Below are 16,711 nucleotides of genomic sequence, written 5' to 3'. Positions count from 1 at the left end.
TATAAAGGCACTCAAATTCTTTTGGGTGCTTTTTTGTTTATAATGAATAAAAACAGGCAATTTTTTATGACTGAAAATATCCGCAAATACTTAGAGACTTACCCAAAATTTGATACAACAAATTATATTGATCCAACTGCGTTAGTGATTGGTGATGTTGTCTTGGCTGAGAATGTTTCGGTCTGGCCTTATGCTGTGATCCGTGGTGATGTTAATTTTATTCGGATTGGTAAAAATTCCAATATCCAAGATCATTCCATGTTGCATGTTAGTCATAAGAAAGCGGATAAACCTGAAGGCTCACCGCTCATTATTGGTGAGGACGTCACCGTGGGTCATCATGTGAAATTACACGGTTGTACCATTGGTAATCGTGTTTTAGTCGGGATTGGTACGATCATTTTAGATGACGTCGTTGTTGAAGATGATGTGATGATTGGTGCAGGTTCGCTTGTTCCGCCAAATAAAGTTTTGGAAAGTGGTTATTTGTATGTGGGTAGCCCAGTGAAAAAAGTGCGTCCACTGACTGATAAAGAAAAAGCGTTTCTGCCGTATTCAGCGCAGAATTATGTAAAGGTTTCGGGAAATTATAAATAATTTTGAATTCGCATAACACCTATTATGTTAAATGGAAGATGGAAATGTATGGAATATAAAAAATTTTACTACCTAAATAAATAAAACATCAAAAATGTAAATTATTTACCATAAATATTTTTTATAGCTTAGATACTTGACCCTCACGTAACGTTAGCCTCTAGCATAAAACATGCCTAAGGGATAAAGGAGTCAAAAGATGTTATTACAAGTCGGTGAATTGGCGAAGCGAACAGGGTTAACTATTCGTACCCTTCATCACTATGATGATATCGGTTTACTTCAGCCTTCGGCCCGCTCCGACGCCGGTTATAGACTTTACAGTCGTCAAGATATTACTCGCTTATACCAAATTCAGGCATTGCGAGGGCTTGGAATGACATTGGCAGAAATTGGCGCGGTTCTTAATAGTCCAAACCTTGCACTCGCCCCATTAATTGATCGGCAGATTCAGGCAATCGATCAGATGATCATTAAGCAGACTCAACTGCGCTATCGTTTGAGCAGTCTCAAAAATCAACTGATGAATGGTGAAGAGCTGGAACTGGACAATTGGCTAAAAACATTGGAGCTTATGTCTATGTACGAACAATATTTTACAAAAGAGGAACTTGCAGAACTGACTTTTTTACAGGCAGATAGTAAACAACAAAAAAAATGGGAAGCGCTTGTCATCGAAGCCAATGCACTCTTTAAGGCCGGAGAATCTTCTAGTAGTGAAACTGCCCAAAACCTGGCTTCACGCTGGATGCTGACCCTCGAACAGAATACGGCTGCTAATCCTGAATGGTTGGCTAAATTGAATAGCATGCATTCAGCTGAATCGGCATTTCAGGAAAAATTGGGTGTGCGTCCGGAAGTGGTTGAGTTTCTACTTGAAGCATTTGCCGAGAGTAAGCTGAACGTTTTTGCACGTTATTTATCCGAGCAGGAATTTGCTTTTATGAAGCAACATTATGTACGTGAGATGAAAAATTGGCCCCAGTTATTGATTGGATTGGAGAAGGCCATTCGTGCTGGGATTGAACCTGACAGTGAACAAGCAAAATGTTTAGCACAGCAATGGCTCTCCATGTTACAGGGTTACGCAGGCAAAAATCCAGCGACACATGCGAAGATTCGCAATGCCATGCAAAATGAACCAAGTCTTGCCGAGGGAACCTGGCTCAAACCTACCACTTTGCAATTTTTAGAAAAAGCAGTAGCAGCTTTGATGCGTTGTGCTTAGTACATGCTTACCTCTATTCAAATAATCAAAGTAGTGTGGCTATCCCATAATACGGGGTAGTCATTAAGTTTATGATTTCAAAATATTTTATATAGAGAAAGTAGAGTAAATGGTATTATCACAAACTTATCCAACTACACTATATAAGTTGGTTATTTTCGATTTTGATGGAACCTTAGCAGATTCATTTCCTTTCTTTGTTTCAACTATAAATCATCTGGCTGACATGCACTCTTTCAAGAAGATTCATTTAGATGAAGTGGAATCTTTTAGAGAAATACCTTCCCGAGAGCTAATGAAAACTCTTGGAATACCAGTATGGAAACTACCTGCGATTACTCAGAATTTCATAAAACTCATGAAGGTAAATCCTTCAAAGATTCCTCTATTCGACCATACCGATGAAATGCTTTCCCACCTTAATGAACATGGAATTACAGTGGGCCTGGTTTCTTCAAATGGATACGAAAATGTGACCCGTATTCTTGGTTCAAGCTGTCGATACTTTAATTACTTTGAATGCGGTGCATCTTTTTTTGGAAAAGCATCTAGGTTAAAGCAGCTTTTAAAAAAAGCAGGCTATAAACCCTCAGAAACTATCTATATAGGTGATCAGATTACCGATTATGAGGCAGCTAGATCGGTAGGAATTGCTTTCGGTGCAGTTTCATGGGGTTACAGCACAGAAAGACTTTTAAAGAAATTGTCACCTGATGAGACATTTGAAAATGTGTCTGCCATAAAGAGGATTACTGTCAGCAAAAAATAACCCTACTAAATTATGCTTATAAGCAGAGAATCGCCATTCTAGATACCAGAGGTAAATTATGCTTTCTTTAAAGATAACTACACATATTGATATTCATGCGACACCGGAGCAAGTTTGGCAAGTACTGACTGATTTTAAATCGTATGAGAGTTGGAATCCCTTTATCCGTAAAGTTTAAGGAAAGTTAAACATAGGTGAAAAACTAAAGATTAGGATTCACCCAACTAAGCAAAAAGCAATGGAATTTAAGCCTACACTATTGGAAGTTAAAAATGCTCAGTCTTTAAGCTGGCTAGGTCACTTTCTAATCCCTGGTCTTTTAGATGGAGCATCATTTTAAACTTTGCTCCCAAGAAGATGGCAGCACTTGTCTCATACATTCTGAGACATTTAGTGGTCTACTTGTACCTATGATGCGTAATAATTTGAAATCTATAAGGAAAGATTTTGAATACATGAATCAATCTCTAAAATTATTTGTAGAATTAAAACTTTTGATTTGAAATCATAGGGTAATAAATTGTTATTTTTATTAAAACAGATCCATGTAGGCACTTCGCTTCTTTATTCTTTCAATTTTTAAATTCCCCTAAAATTAACATAATACACCTTATGCTAAATTATCTTTTTTATTTCATATAAATCATAATCTTAAATTACATTCAAAAGCCCAATTTACTTAAATTGGGCTTTTTTGTTGATTCTTCATGTTCTACGCCCTTTATTAAATTATTGATCCAAAGAACTTCTTAGTTAAACTTAAGATAGAACGCCTTCAAAGAAATCCCCTCCCATCATAGCCACACACCTCAAAATTTTATACAATATGCCTTCCCTTCATCTGGTGCTTTTTTATGACCGCTTGGACTGCTCACGTCACTGTTGCAACAGTGGTTGAAAAAGATGGTAAATATCTGTTTGTAGAAGAACAAACAGAAGGTGTCATGCACACCGTTTTTAATCAACCTGCAGGTCATGTAGAAGCTGGTGAAACCCTTATTCAAGCCGCGGTTCGTGAAACCATGGAAGAAACAGGTCACCAAGTTGAAGTCACAGATTTATTGGGTATATACACCTATACCCCACCTATGTTTCCAGATCGTACCTATTACCGCTTCTGTTTTTTAGCAAAATCAACACAGTATTTTGCAGATGCAACACTAGATACAGGTATCGTAGGTGCAGTTTGGATGAGTCTAGATGAGCTGTTAGAAACGGCGCGCGCGCGTAGTCCTTTGGTCATCAAAGCCATTGAAGATGCCCAATCAGGACAAAAATTTCCTTTATCGCTCGTTTATGAGCACCAAAATTCTCCGTTAATTTCAAATTTGGATGCCTAATCCTATGCAACAACGTGTCATCGTCGGTATGTCAGGTGGTGTAGACTCATCTGTCTCTGCGGCTTTATTACTTCAACAAGGATATCAAGTTGAAGGTCTTTTCATGAAAAACTGGGAAGAAGATGACGGCACAGAATACTGCACGGCTATGGATGATCTTGCAGATGCGCAAGCCGTATGTGATCGTATCGGTATCAAATTACATACAGCCAACTTCGCAATGGAATATTGGGATCGTGTATTTGAGCACTTCTTGGCTGAATATGCTGCGGGTCGCACCCCAAACCCAGATATTTTATGTAATAAAGAAATTAAGTTCCGTGCATTCCTCGATCATGCCATGAAATTAGGTGCTGACTTCATCGCAACAGGACACTATGCTCGTCGCGGTGAAACCATGACCAACTCTAAAGGTGAGCAATATGCGCCTTTACTCCGTGGCGTGGATAACAACAAAGACCAAACTTATTTCCTACATGCCGTTCATGGTCGTGAAATTAACAAGACCTTGTTCCCTGTCGGTGAAATTGAAAAGCCTCAAGTTCGTAAAATTGCTGAAGATTTAGGTCTTGTAACAGCGAAGAAAAAAGACTCTACAGGTATCTGTTTTATTGGTGAACGCCGATTTAATGACTTCTTGAAGCAATATTTACCTGCTCAACCGGGTAAAATTGTCCTTGAAGATGGTAAAGAGGTTGGTGATCATCACGGCTTAATGTACTATACGCTCGGTCAACGTGGTGGTATTGGTATCGGTGGAATGAAAGGCGCTGAAGAAGGTGCTTGGTTCGTATTACACAAAGATATCGAAGGCAATCGTTTAGTTGTTGGCCAAGGTCATGAGCATCCCCTCATGCAAAGTACCATGTTATGGTCTGAAGCGATTGATTGGGTTGCAGGTGAGCAAGAGATTCCAGAAAATGGTTTCCGTTGCACAGCGAAAACTCGCTATCGACAATCTGATCAAGCATGTGTCTTATTTAATGACCCAAATGCACCGCAAGGTGTACGTGTAGAATTTGATGAACCTCAACGAGCTGTTACGCCAGGACAAAGCGTTGTGTTTTACGCGGATGAAGTTTGTTTAGGTGGCGGTGTGATTCATCATACCAATACGCCTAAACCTGATTTTATTTAAAGGAATTTTCAGGCATGACAGAGTTACCGTTCCAGCAGCTTCAGACTCTGAATGATCGTCAAAACAGAGCTTTGGCTTTGGCAGCAGTATTTCAATCGACTCAGCTGACACATATGACAGCCATTGCAGGTCGACAAAATATTGGTGAAAACGGTAACTTCTATTTAGAACAATTAATTAAGGCGAGTTTAAATATTCGCCCTACTTCCAATAAGAATTGTCAAACCTTAGATTTTTTTAACCAGCTTGCAGATATTTCTCTGGGATTGAAAACTTTAGAAAGTAGCATCACCCAACCATTCAATACTGCACCAAAATCAAGAATACCTAAATTTGCCAATGCAAAACTTCCAATGTCCTATGCGATGGCATTATTACATTTAGAAAAGAAAGTATATAGCAACCCAAAATTCGTTGAAATTATTGAAAAATCACAAGAAAAAATACTAAAACAACTCTCCTTTTTTGATCATAATTATCTACATCCAAGTATTCTTGCAAACCTTGCTCAAACCTATGTCGAAACTGCAGGACAGATTAATCCTCGCATTATGGTGAAAGGCAATGCAGAAGCTTTTAAGGATTCTTCGCACACCAATCGTATTCGTGCTTCATTGTTTACAGGTTTACAGATGGCGCATTTATGGCGTCAGTCAGGTGGAAGTTCATGGAGCATGATCTTCACCAAACGCAAGTTACTGAAAGATATTCAAGATCTCGCTCGTTTACAGTTTCAGGTGGTTTAACCTTATGTATATCGAGTTCTGTTTTACGTTTCATTCCAAAGTTTAAGGAATTGCTATGAACGCTTTAACCGCACTTTCTCCATTAGATGGTCGCTATGCAAGCAAATGTGATGCTTTGCGCCCTTTCCTCTCTGAGTTTGGTTTAATCCATGCTCGTGTGACTGTTGAAGTGCGCTGGTTACAAGCACTTGCAAATCGCCCAGAAATTACTGAAGTGCCAGCTTTTTCTAACGAAACAAATGCAGCTTTAGATGCAATCGTTGCAAATTTCTCTGAAGACGATGCTAACCGTATCAAAGAAATCGAACGCACAACCAACCACGATGTAAAAGCGGTTGAATATTTCTTAAAAGAGAAAATTGCAAACATTGATGAACTTAAAAATGCGGGTGAATTCATTCACTTTGCTTGTACATCTGAAGACATCAACAACTTGTCTCATGCACTCATGCTGAAAAGCGGTCGTGAAGTACTAGCTACGTCTATGCAACAAATCGTGGACTCAATTGTTGCACTTGCAGAAAAACACGCTGATCAACCAATGTTGTCTCGTACACATGGTCAAACTGCAAGCCCAACAACATTGGGGAAAGAAATGGCAAACGTGGCATACCGTCTTGCACGCCAAATCAAACAATTCAACAATGTTGAGCTTCTAGGTAAAATCAATGGTGCAGTAGGTAACTATAATGCTCACCTTTCTGCTTACCCTGAAATTAACTGGCCTGCTCACTCGCAAGCATTTGTTGAATCTTTAGGTCTCACGTTTAACCCGTATACAACTCAAATTGAGCCACACGACTACATGGCTGAATTGTTTGATGCGCTTCGCCGTTTTAACACAATTCTTATCGATTTCAACCGTGATGTTTGGGGTTATATCTCTCTTGGTTTCTTCAAACAAAAATTAAAAGAAGGTGAAGTTGGTTCTTCAACAATGCCACACAAAGTGAACCCAATCGACTTTGAAAACTCTGAAGGTAACTTGGGTATTGCTAATGCAGTCCTTGCTCACCTTGGTGAAAAGCTTCCAATTTCTCGCTGGCAGCGTGACTTAACTGACTCTACTGTTCTTCGTAACATGGGCGTTGGTTTTGCACAAAGCTTGATCGCATTTGAAGCTTGCTTGAAAGGTGTGGGCAAACTTGAATTGAATGCCGACCGTATTCTTGAAGACTTAGACAACGCTCAAGAAGTTCTTGCTGAACCAATTCAAACAGTAATGCGTCGTTATAACGTTGAAAAACCATACGAAAAACTTAAAGCCCTTACTCGTGGTCAAGCAATGACTCGCGAAATGATGGTGAATTTTGTAAATGGTAACGAATTAGAAGCTGTTCCTGCAGCAGATCGTGCGCGTCTTGCTGAAATGACACCTGCATCTTATACAGGTAATGCTGCTGAGCAAGCGAAACAAATTAAAGATTTGATTGCTAAAATCTAAATAGTATTGAATAAAAAAGCGAAGCTTAGGCTTCGCTTTTTTTGTATGAGACTCATCAAATGTTTGAATAAAAATCATGCTTCATCAGGACAGTAACGTATAAAGTCAGTTCTGAGCTTTTCTAATTCATCACCAGTTAAAACATCGCTATAGTAAATATAATGAGTCACTTGAGCATATTGAATGTCATGCCTAAACATCATTCCTCGGAGTGATACTGAGATCTCTTCAGGAAAGTCATTCAGAGTAAGCTCTTCAAACTCATAATGAAAATATGCATTTTGCTGTGCAAGAAAAGCAGCTGAAACCGTCATAATAAAAACTCAAAATAAATCATATTCTAACTGATCATCCTGATTGCAATGAGCTATTGATATAAACAACTATTTATAAAAATAATGCGATCTGCAGCTTATTCTCAGGATTGATCCATTACAATCATATGAAGAAATTAATCAAATCAACATATAACAAAATGCACTACAAAAAATTTACTCCTAAACACCACCTCGTATTCTTCATTTTCATAATGGTGCTGATCTTGGCAAGTATAAAGCCTCTTGAATATGCTTCTTATAGCTTACATCAACTTGGCACAGCTTTAATGCTGGTGTTTTTGATCTATATATAAAAGAAAGTTGGTTTGAGTTTTATCGCATTTTCTCTCTATATTGGATTTCTGATCATTCATATTCTTGGGGCACACTATTTATATTCGTATATTCCCTATAATGAATGGTTGATGCACAACTTCGGCATAGATTTAAATGCACAGATGGGTTGGGAGCGAAATATGTATGATCGCTTGGTCCATTTTACCTATGGTCTACTTCTCTATCCTTTTTTCCATAGGATCATTCAATTCTATTTACCCCAATTATCTGCACGAGTACTTTTTCTTATTGTTGTTCAGTTTGTCATGGTCACCAGTCTCATTTACGAATGGATGGAATGGTTGATTGCAATTAATCTTTCCCATGAGGCAGCAGAAAATTATAATGGTCAACAAGGTGATATTTGGGATGCCCATAAAGATATGTTGTTCGCAACACTTGGGTCCATGATCACAGGAATAGTGATGTTATATCGAAAATTAGACTCTCGACCATACAAATGATAAATTATAAAAAAAACCAATCATTAGATTGGCTTTTTTTATTTCATCAAATTTAAAGTTTAGGATCACGTAGTTGCACTAAGTTCGCATTAGTTTTGACTAAAGTGTCCATAACTTTATTCATCACAGCAGGAATCAAACTGTCCGCCATTTGTGCCGCTTGCAGTCCTAATTTCTCACCTAAGGTAGGTTTACGGCGAGTTTGAATCAAGTAAACATCATGCACTGTCAATAAACTTAATAAATACTCATCCGAGGTTTGAAGCTTATCAACCAAATTCAAATCTAATGAATCTTGACCGTACCAATGTTCACCTGTTGCTACTTTTTCAACATTTAACTGTGGACGATATTTTTCAACAAAATGCTTGAACAATGCATGCGTTTGTTGCAACTCTTCTTCAAACTTGGCTTTACCCTCTTCCGTATTTTCACCAAACATGGTCACGGTACGTTTATATTGACCCGCAGTATAAAGCTCAAAATCAACATTATGTTCTTTAAGTAAACGATTAAAATTAGGCACTTGAGCAACAACGCCAATTGAACCAATCACTGCAAATGGAGCAGAAATAATTTCGTTACCGATACATGCCATCATATATCCACCACTTGCTGCGACTTTATCAACACAAATGGTTAAATGAAAACCAGCATCGCGCAGACGCACCAATTGAGCAGCCGCAAGTCCATAACCATGTACCATCCCACCTGGACTTTCCAAACGAACTACGACACGATCACGCCCTGCTTTAGCAGTCGCCAAAATCAAAGTAATTTCTTCACGAAGATTCTCTACAGCTGAAGCTGCCATGTCACCTTTAAAATCAATTACATATACTTTCTGATTGTTCTTTTTACGCGTGCGTGCTTCTTTTGAAAACTGCTGAGACAACTGCAGAAGTTCAAGTTTAGATGCAGTACTTTGCGCAATTTTTTTTCGTTGTTCATTAATACGCGCATTTAAGTGAGTGACTCGAATTTCGGCAGGAAGTTTCGGCAAATGAAATAACATATAAATTCACATCTCTATAATTCATCTTTATGAGGATAACATGAGGTCAAAATAGACAAATTTCAATAGCTTTATTGAAATGTTATGCCAATCGTAGGATCAATTTGATCAACAATCGGCATAAAAAGTAGATACATTATGCATACTATCTCGATAAAAAATTATCGAACCGATGAGCATCCACGCATCATCTCATGATTGATATCTATCTTTAAAATCAATTAGAGACTCTTATATGATTTGAGAGTGAGGAAATTGAATTATATTAGGATAATAATTCTTAAAATCAACACCTTAATACTTATTATTTTACTTCTTAAACTTTTCTGAAATGCATTTTCAATGCGCCAAATTATGTCGTGTCAGCATATATTTTTCACTATTTTTTTGGCATGATGGTTCCATACAGTAATGATGAATAATGATAAATGACTCAAATGCGTTGGCTGGAACTGTTATCAACAGTTCGATTTGGTAGTTCAAAACAAAATACAGAACAAGCACGTAGCCCCTTCCATAAAGATTACGATCGTATTATTTTTTCTCAGAGTTTTAGGCAACTTAACCGTAAAACTCAAGTTCACCCCCTGACTCAACATGATGGCATTCATACGCGTCTAACACATTCCCTTGAAGTTTCTTGCATCGGACGCTCTTTGGGAATGCTGGCAGCTGAAAAAATTCGTGATGAGTTACCTATGTGGATCTCTCCTGCAGATGTCGGTGCAATTATTCAAGCAGCTTGTCTTGCACACGATATTGGTAATCCTCCTTTTGGTCATGCAGGTGAGTACGCTATTCGTGAATGGTTTGATGATGCATCACACGGCGATTTTTTATCGAGTTTAACCCCTGAACAGCAGGCCGATGTTCGCCAGTTTGAGGGCAATGCTCAAGGTCTTCGTTTACTCACGAATATTGACTATCACCCTAATGACGGTGGAATGCGCCTCACTTACGCAACCTTAGGAGCTTACTTAAAGTACCCATGGCTTTCTAAAACCATTGACTCTCAGGGAAATACGCCTGCCAGTAAACGAGCTAAGTTTGGTTGCTATCAATCTGAAAAAGAAATTTTGCAACAAATTGGTCACCAATTAGGTCTTATACAATATGGTGAATATCATTTCTGTCGCCATCCACTCACCTATTTACTCGAAGCTGCGGATGATATTTGTTATGCCCTGATCGATTTAGAAGATGGCATTATTCTTAACATGCTCAGCTATGAGCAAGTCGAACCTATTTTTTTAAATCTGCTCGGTGACTATGGCACGCCTGCTGAACTTGCAATGCCATACACCACGTGGCAACAAAAGATTGCAGCATTGCGTGGTCGTGTGATGAAACGCTTGGTTGATGAAGTCACTTCCGCTTTTGCTAAACATCATTTTGAAATTTTGTCAGGACAGCTTAAAGGTAGTTTGCTCCAATATTGCTCGCCCGATATCGAAGCAGGAATTGATTGTGCAAAGAATTTAGCGCGGGAAAAAATCTTTGAGCATCCTCAAAAATCTGGTTTAGAAATCATTGCACATCAAAGCTTACAGCACATACTAGATGCCTTTATTCCGCTTACGACCCCCAATAAAATTCATAATTTTAAGGAAGGACGTTTACTGTCTATTATCTCAGGCTTAGGTGTTCGTTTTAGTGATGATCACTATGACAATATCATGCAAGTCTTAGATGTGATCTCAAAATTTTCAGATCATCAGGCTTATCATTTGGCACAGGAACTTCAAGGGAATAAAGTTGGATTTTTATAAAACTTAAATTTAGTGTTCAGGAAAAGAGCATAAAGTGTTTTTTGATTTTGCGTTCTGAAGCAATGAACACTACTATGCTGACATAGTGAATTTAACATCGACAAATAAGTGAAATAATTGAATGATTGGATGTCTTATTGGTGAAGTGCTTGCTTTAGAAGCACCAACAGTTTTATTGAATGTAAATGGTGTTGGTTATGAGGTTGATACACCTCTCTCAACATTTTGCCAATTGCAGAAAGGACAAAAAGTCACTTTGTGGACGCACTTGGCTGTACGTGAAGATGCTCAATTACTGTATGGATTTTCCAACGCACAAGAAAAAAGTATTTTCCGCACTTTACTTAAAGTGAACGGCGTTGGTCCAAAAATGGCACTGGGTATTCTCTCAACACTCAGCGTAGACATGCTTATTCATACTGTTGAACATGAAGATGTAAACACTTTAGTCAAAGTTCCGGGTGTAGGCAAAAAGACCGCAGAGCGTTTAATGATTGAACTTCGAGATCGCTTTAAAGCGCTTGCAGCTCAGCCGTCCACATCAAACTCTACAACAGCGCAAATTCAGTTTACGGGTAACTCTGCTGTCGCTGAGGCTGAAGCTGCTTTACAGTCATTAGGTTACAAGCCACTAGAAGCACAAAAGTTAGTCAATACCGTTAAAAGTGACTTCACTGAGGCATCCGATATTATCCGTGCTGCTTTAAAATCGATGAATAAATAAGATCTCATATTATGCAAGACCGTATTATCAGTGGTTCTGAAAAACCAGAAGATCATTTTGATCGTGCCATTCGACCAACATCATTAGATGATTATATTGGTCAGCCTGTTGTGCGTGAGCAGATGGAAATTTTCATTGGTGCAGCTCGTGGACGTGGTGAAGCTTTAGACCATACCTTGATTTTTGGTCCTCCGGGTTTAGGTAAAACCACTCTTGCTAATATTATCGCGCGTGAAATGGGTGGTAATTTAAAATCCACCTCAGGTCCTGTCTTAGAGCGCGCTGGTGATTTGGCAGCAATGCTCACTAACTTAGAAGAAGGTGACGTTTTATTTATTGATGAGATTCACCGTCTCTCTCCAGTGATCGAGGAAATCCTTTATCCCGCGATGGAAGATTACCAACTGGATATTATGATTGGTGAAGGTCCTGCTGCGCGTTCAATTAAGTTAGATTTACCACCATTCACTTTAGTCGCTGCGACTACTCGTGCCGGTTTATTGACCTCTCCGCTTCGAGATCGTTTTGGTATTGTCCAACGATTAGAGTTTTATTCGGTTGAAGATTTGACCCATATCGTGACTCGTTCTGCAAATCTGATGGATGTTCCAATCACAGAAGCTGGTTCGAAGGAAGTGGCTCGTCGTTCTCGTGGTACGCCTCGTATCGCAAACCGTTTACTGCGTCGTGTACGTGACTATGCGCAAGTGAAAGGTACTGGTGAAGTCACACAAGAAATGGCGCAACGTGCCTTGGACATGCTGAATGTCGATAAAGATGGTTTAGACACTTTAGACCGTCGTTATTTAAGTATGTTGCTTGAACGTTTTGACGGTGGTCCTGCAGGGGTTGAGGCTTTGGCTGCGGCTATGGCAGAAGATTCAGGCACGCTGGAAGATGTCATTGAACCTTACTTGATTCAGCAAGGTTATGTGATGCGAACTGCACGTGGTCGTATTGCAACAAATATGGCGTACTTACAGTTTGGAATGACACCGCCTGAACCAAAAGAGAAGTGATTTATAAGGGAGATTTATTCTCCCTTTTTGACTCTATTCCATTCATTTTTCAATAAAGTTTGCATATTGTTTTTTATAGAGATGTTATCAATCTTAGAAGAGTACGAATCTATTTTTTTAATAACATCTTCATCACCATTGTAGACAAATTGACATAGACAAATGAGTTTAAAAATCTCATCTATAATCTTTTTATTTAACTCTTCTTCAGGATTTAAAAATAACTCTATTTCATATTTTAAGCTTTCTAGTCTTGTTAAATTTTCATAGAGTTCTTTTCTGTGGCTTCCATCATTTTTTAAATTTATCAAAATTGTTTTAAGATTAGACCTAACAACCAAGATTTCAGTAAATAAACCTCTAACTTCATTAATCCAATCCTGCCGATGCTTAGATTTAATTTGTATTAGTTGTAATTCCTTCTGACTCTGATAAAGCTCTTTATTAGAATTTAGAGTTTGTTCTACTGACTTTCCTATTTGCTCTAGCGTTAATTGAAAACCTTGTTCTGTCAGTTTAAAACTTCTCACACCAAACCAATAAGCTAATACTGTTGCACATAGAGCCAGAAAAACAGCTATTCCTGTAGCATAATCAAAAGCAGAAGTTGCTATCAGCGTGCTATTTTCAAAAGATGAAATTGCAGTTGTATCTTCTGAATGGGTTATGTCTAAAGGAATTTTATTCGTATCGGGATCAACTTGGATATAAGCTATCACAGGCTGTTGAGGTACAGTCCATGGAAGTTGAATCATGACATCTTGATTATGCTTAAGTTCTTCATCAACGCTCATTAGCCCCCCACAACAATTAAAATAATTATTTAAAATGAATAATTTACAAATAATAACAACTTTAAATCTATGGATAAAGCATTAAAAATCAATGCTTCATGGTCACTATACTTTTCATGTATTTCGATATACCTGTTAAGTTTTGCAACCATCAGAAGTGAATGAGAAGCTCCCAAAACTTTTGGATTTTTAGGACATTGAGTTTATGATTTCACTTAGGCTATTTTCTGCTTGTACCATCTTGCCCCTTTGTTCAACCTTGAGTTTTGCAGATTGGGTTGATGACGGTGTGAACGCTGTTGAACAACATACCATCAAATTAAGACAGCACATTCACCAACATCCCGAACTCGGCAATATGGAATTTAAAACCTCGGCTCTGGTTCAAAAAGAATTAAAAAAATATGGGATTCAAGTCCGCACAGGCTATGCCAAAACAGGTGTAATCGGAATTCTTAAAGGTGCAAAACCTGGCCCAGTGATGGCATTACGTGCAGATATGGATGCATTACCTATCGAGGAAAAAACAGGACTTTCTTTTGCGAGTAAAGCAAAGGCAACCTATCAAGGTAAAGAAACGCCAGTCATGCATGCCTGTGGACATGATGCTCACACAGCAATGTTACTCGGCGCTGCAAAAGTACTTTCGGAAAATAAAGATAAAATTGCAGGTACTGTTGTGTTCGTCTTCCAACCAGCTGAAGAAGGTGGAGCAGATATTGATAACTTTAGTCATGGCGATCAAATTGGTTCACGTAAGATGATTGCAGATGGGGCTTTAAAAAATCCTAAGCCTGAAGTGATCTTCGGTATGCATGTTATGGCGGGTATGCCAAGTGGTCATATTTTTTATAAAGATGGCACTATTTTAAACAGTGCAGATCATTTGCGCATTCAGGTCAGTGGAAAACAAGTTCATGGTTCTATGCCATGGCTTGGACGCGATCCCATTTACGCTTCATCTCAAATGATTAGTAATATGCAGAGTTTGATCAGCCGTCGTGCAGATTTAACCAAAGGTATGGGAGCAATCAGTATCGGTAATATCCAAGGTGGAACGGTAGGAAATGTGATACCAGAGCAAGTCAATATGGTTGGCACGATTCGATCAAATAATGAAGAAGTCCGCCAGAATATTCTCAAGGATTTACCAAAGCTCGTCGAACATAATGCTCATGCAAATGACGTAAAAGCCAAAGTAGAAATTGCCGCTTATGCCCCCGTCACCACGAACGACAAAACGCTAACTCAACTCATCGCGCCATCACTTGCGAAAGTTCACGGTGAAGATAAATTACATGTGCTCGAGAACAATGCGAGTGCAAGTGAAGACTTTGCCTATTATGGTCAACTTATGCCTTCATTGTTCATTTTCATTGGTGCAACACCTCAAGATCAAGAGATGAGTAAGGCTGCACCCAATCATAACCCTCAATTTATTGTAGATGATGCGACATTAAAAACTGGCGTTGAAAGCCACATTCGTTTTGTGATGGACTATCCGACTATTGCACAACAAGTTCAACAAGATTGGAATAACAAATCTTAAGCATCATAAAAAAATCCTCCTTGATGGAGGATTTTTTATTTCAAAAATTTATTTCTGCTCGATGAACTCTTTAAAATCTGCTTTACGAATCATCGCATGGATGCCTTTGGTTTTATCTACAACTTGAGAAACTTCAAAATCAGTCGCAGCGCTGAGATAAGCATATGCAATTTCTTCACTTATGCCATATTCATTTACTAAGAAATTGATTGCTTCACGCGTAGATTTACGCATTGCTTCATCCAAATCTTCATCTAAGCCAGGTGTAATCCAAAATTGATCGTTTTCACCTAATGGCTGAGAAAGTTGCTTACCTGGAATATGATCTTTACCCACTTTTAACACACTAATTTTAAACGTTGCGCGCGCTGAACCCTCTAAAGCAGTTAATGCAACCTCACCATCGCCTTGAACGAAATGACTATCACCTGCGTAGAATAATGCACCTGGAACTTGAACAGGATAATAAGCGGTTGCCCCAGCAGTTAAATCATTAATATCAATATTTCCACCATAAAATGAGGGTGGAACTGAGTGAACAGGTTCGCTGGTATTTGGTGCAACACCCATTGTTCCCATAAACGGATTTAATGGAAAACGAATCGCTTTACCAGATTCTGTTTGAATCACCCCCTCCCATACACCCTCTTTATTTTGCGCAATGGGTGTAAATACTGAAACATTGCCATAAGCCTCAGGGTTTGCAGGTGACGCATGATCATGTTTTTGACGTTTAGGGAATTCAGGCAATGTACCTTTACCATGACGGTTCGAAATAACACCATAAGGAACACGTGGTTCTATTTTCAATATTTCAACTTTAAGCACGTCTCCCGGCATTGCACCGTCAACGTAGATCGGACCAGTAATAATGTGTGGACCATCTTTATGGAAATCATGCTTTAAATTAGAGCGAGTGATCAATTTCGCTTCATCTAAAATGTGCTCTTTTTTAACACCTTTAGATGTAAAGTATTTTTCAGCATCACGCCCTTGATCCTCTAATAAACCTTCATGTGACACTGTATCAAAAGTCACATGACTCCCCGATGGAACCGTTAAAACTGGCTTAGCATCTTTATTCGGTAGATAACCCCATTGAATAGTATTGAGTGTACTTGGAATATAATAGTGTCCAGCATATTCCCCTTTTTTTAGTAAAGTTGGCTTGCTTTCAATCTGTTTTAAAATTTTAAAATCTTCAGCCGAACTAAAAGTCGAAAAACTTAATATTGATGTAGCAATCGAAATCGATAAAGCTAACTTTTTTAACATGCACTCAAATCCAACTATAAATTTCATGTGAATTTATTTAAGCAATCCCTATGCCAAACATGATTAAAATTCAATTAAATCTGCATTTTCATCTTAAAATATTTCGCCCAATCTACAGCTATTTTTGAAATCTTGTGCCATTGGTCTGTAAAAATGGAGTGCTAAACTTCAAGCCTTTCAAAGATTG

The 16,711-nt window shown here is 38.4% G+C and carries 16 protein-coding genes and 1 pseudogene; 13 read left to right on the top strand and 4 right to left on the bottom strand.

The features are described 5' to 3' along the window. Positions 1-66 precede the first annotated feature (66 nt). The 8 genes from AC1M89_RS00970 to purB all read left to right on the top strand — a co-directional run bounded on the left by AC1M89_RS00970 (position 67) and on the right by purB (position 7,262). Positions 67-597: a gamma carbonic anhydrase family protein gene (locus AC1M89_RS00970; RefSeq protein ID WP_035270475.1), complete on the top strand. Its 531-nt coding sequence runs from the start codon at positions 67-69 to the stop codon at positions 595-597. Between the two features lie 199 nt (positions 598-796). Beyond that, positions 797-1,825 carry a MerR family transcriptional regulator gene (locus AC1M89_RS00965; RefSeq protein WP_481608333.1) on the top strand — a complete coding sequence of 343 codons (1,029 nt, stop codon included), beginning with the start codon at positions 797-799 and terminating at the stop codon, positions 1,823-1,825. A 109-nt stretch (positions 1,826-1,934) separates the two neighbouring features. After that, positions 1,935-2,594 carry an HAD-IA family hydrolase gene (locus tag AC1M89_RS00960; protein ID WP_035265744.1) on the top strand — a complete coding sequence of 220 codons (660 nt, stop codon included), beginning with the start codon at positions 1,935-1,937 and terminating at the stop codon, positions 2,592-2,594. Positions 2,595-2,652: 58 nt separating this feature from the next. Next, positions 2,653-2,772 (top strand): SRPBCC family protein, encoded by a 120-nt coding sequence (locus AC1M89_RS00955; RefSeq protein ID WP_481586643.1) that lies wholly within the window; start codon positions 2,653-2,655, stop codon positions 2,770-2,772. A 676-nt stretch (positions 2,773-3,448) separates the two neighbouring features. After that, positions 3,449-3,934 (top strand): NUDIX hydrolase, encoded by a 486-nt coding sequence (locus AC1M89_RS00950; protein WP_481613727.1) that lies wholly within the window; start codon positions 3,449-3,451, stop codon positions 3,932-3,934. Positions 3,935-3,938: 4 nt separating this feature from the next. Further along, a complete protein-coding gene (mnmA, locus tag AC1M89_RS00945; RefSeq protein WP_481613726.1) occupies positions 3,939-5,072 on the top strand; it encodes a tRNA 2-thiouridine(34) synthase MnmA in 1,134 nt (377 codons plus the stop codon). 14 nt (positions 5,073-5,086) lie between these two features. After that, on the top strand, positions 5,087-5,818 hold the full coding sequence (gene hflD, locus AC1M89_RS00940; RefSeq protein ID WP_092766084.1) for a high frequency lysogenization protein HflD: 732 nt from the start codon (positions 5,087-5,089) through the stop codon (positions 5,816-5,818). A 55-nt stretch (positions 5,819-5,873) separates the two neighbouring features. Then, positions 5,874-7,262, top strand: coding sequence for an adenylosuccinate lyase (gene purB, locus AC1M89_RS00935; protein WP_092766083.1), 1,389 nt, complete (start codon positions 5,874-5,876; stop codon positions 7,260-7,262). Between the two features lie 74 nt (positions 7,263-7,336). Here purB and AC1M89_RS00930 read toward each other — a convergent pair whose 3' ends face one another. Then, on the bottom strand, positions 7,337-7,576 hold the full coding sequence (locus AC1M89_RS00930) for a hypothetical protein (protein WP_035265735.1): 240 nt from the start codon (positions 7,574-7,576) through the stop codon (positions 7,337-7,339). Between the two features lie 161 nt (positions 7,577-7,737). Here AC1M89_RS00930 and AC1M89_RS00925 point away from each other — a divergent pair. Next, a pseudogene (locus AC1M89_RS00925) lies at positions 7,738-8,379 on the top strand (DUF2238 domain-containing protein). A gap of 52 nt (positions 8,380-8,431) precedes the next feature. On the opposite strand, the gene sohB reads toward AC1M89_RS00925, so the two are convergent. Further along, positions 8,432-9,394: a protease SohB gene (gene sohB / locus AC1M89_RS00920; RefSeq protein WP_179998383.1), complete on the bottom strand. Its 963-nt coding sequence runs from the start codon at positions 9,392-9,394 to the stop codon at positions 8,432-8,434. A gap of 428 nt (positions 9,395-9,822) precedes the next feature. Here sohB and AC1M89_RS00915 point away from each other — a divergent pair, with 428 nt between their 5' ends. The 3 genes from AC1M89_RS00915 (at position 9,823) to ruvB (ending at position 12,906) form a co-directional block, all read left to right on the top strand. Next, positions 9,823-11,163 (top strand): deoxyguanosinetriphosphate triphosphohydrolase, encoded by a 1,341-nt coding sequence (locus tag AC1M89_RS00915; RefSeq protein WP_481613725.1) that lies wholly within the window; start codon positions 9,823-9,825, stop codon positions 11,161-11,163. Between the two features lie 121 nt (positions 11,164-11,284). After that, on the top strand, positions 11,285-11,887 hold the full coding sequence (gene ruvA, locus AC1M89_RS00910; RefSeq protein WP_092766079.1) for a Holliday junction branch migration protein RuvA: 603 nt from the start codon (positions 11,285-11,287) through the stop codon (positions 11,885-11,887). An 11-nt stretch (positions 11,888-11,898) separates the two neighbouring features. Next, the gene (ruvB, locus tag AC1M89_RS00905) at positions 11,899-12,906 is read left to right on the top strand and encodes a Holliday junction branch migration DNA helicase RuvB (RefSeq protein WP_481613724.1); all 1,008 of its coding nucleotides are present in this window, start codon (positions 11,899-11,901) and stop codon (positions 12,904-12,906) included. Between the two features lie 14 nt (positions 12,907-12,920). Here ruvB and AC1M89_RS00900 read toward each other — a convergent pair whose 3' ends face one another. Then, on the bottom strand, positions 12,921-13,700 hold the full coding sequence (locus AC1M89_RS00900; protein ID WP_481613723.1) for a hypothetical protein: 780 nt from the start codon (positions 13,698-13,700) through the stop codon (positions 12,921-12,923). 205 nt (positions 13,701-13,905) lie between these two features. Here AC1M89_RS00900 and AC1M89_RS00895 point away from each other — a divergent pair, with 205 nt between their 5' ends. Continuing rightward, positions 13,906-15,249: an amidohydrolase gene (locus tag AC1M89_RS00895; RefSeq protein ID WP_481613722.1), complete on the top strand. Its 1,344-nt coding sequence runs from the start codon at positions 13,906-13,908 to the stop codon at positions 15,247-15,249. 48 nt (positions 15,250-15,297) lie between these two features. Here the strand turns inward: AC1M89_RS00895 and AC1M89_RS00890 are convergent, their stop codons facing one another. Continuing rightward, positions 15,298-16,524: an acetamidase/formamidase family protein gene (locus AC1M89_RS00890; protein ID WP_481613721.1), complete on the bottom strand. Its 1,227-nt coding sequence runs from the start codon at positions 16,522-16,524 to the stop codon at positions 15,298-15,300. Positions 16,525-16,711: the final 187 nt, after the last annotated feature.

The sequence above is a fragment of the Acinetobacter sp. ANC_7635 genome (assembly GCF_056779945.1).
Note: the sequence above shows the minus strand (reverse complement) of the source record. Positions and strands in the feature narration are given on the sequence as shown.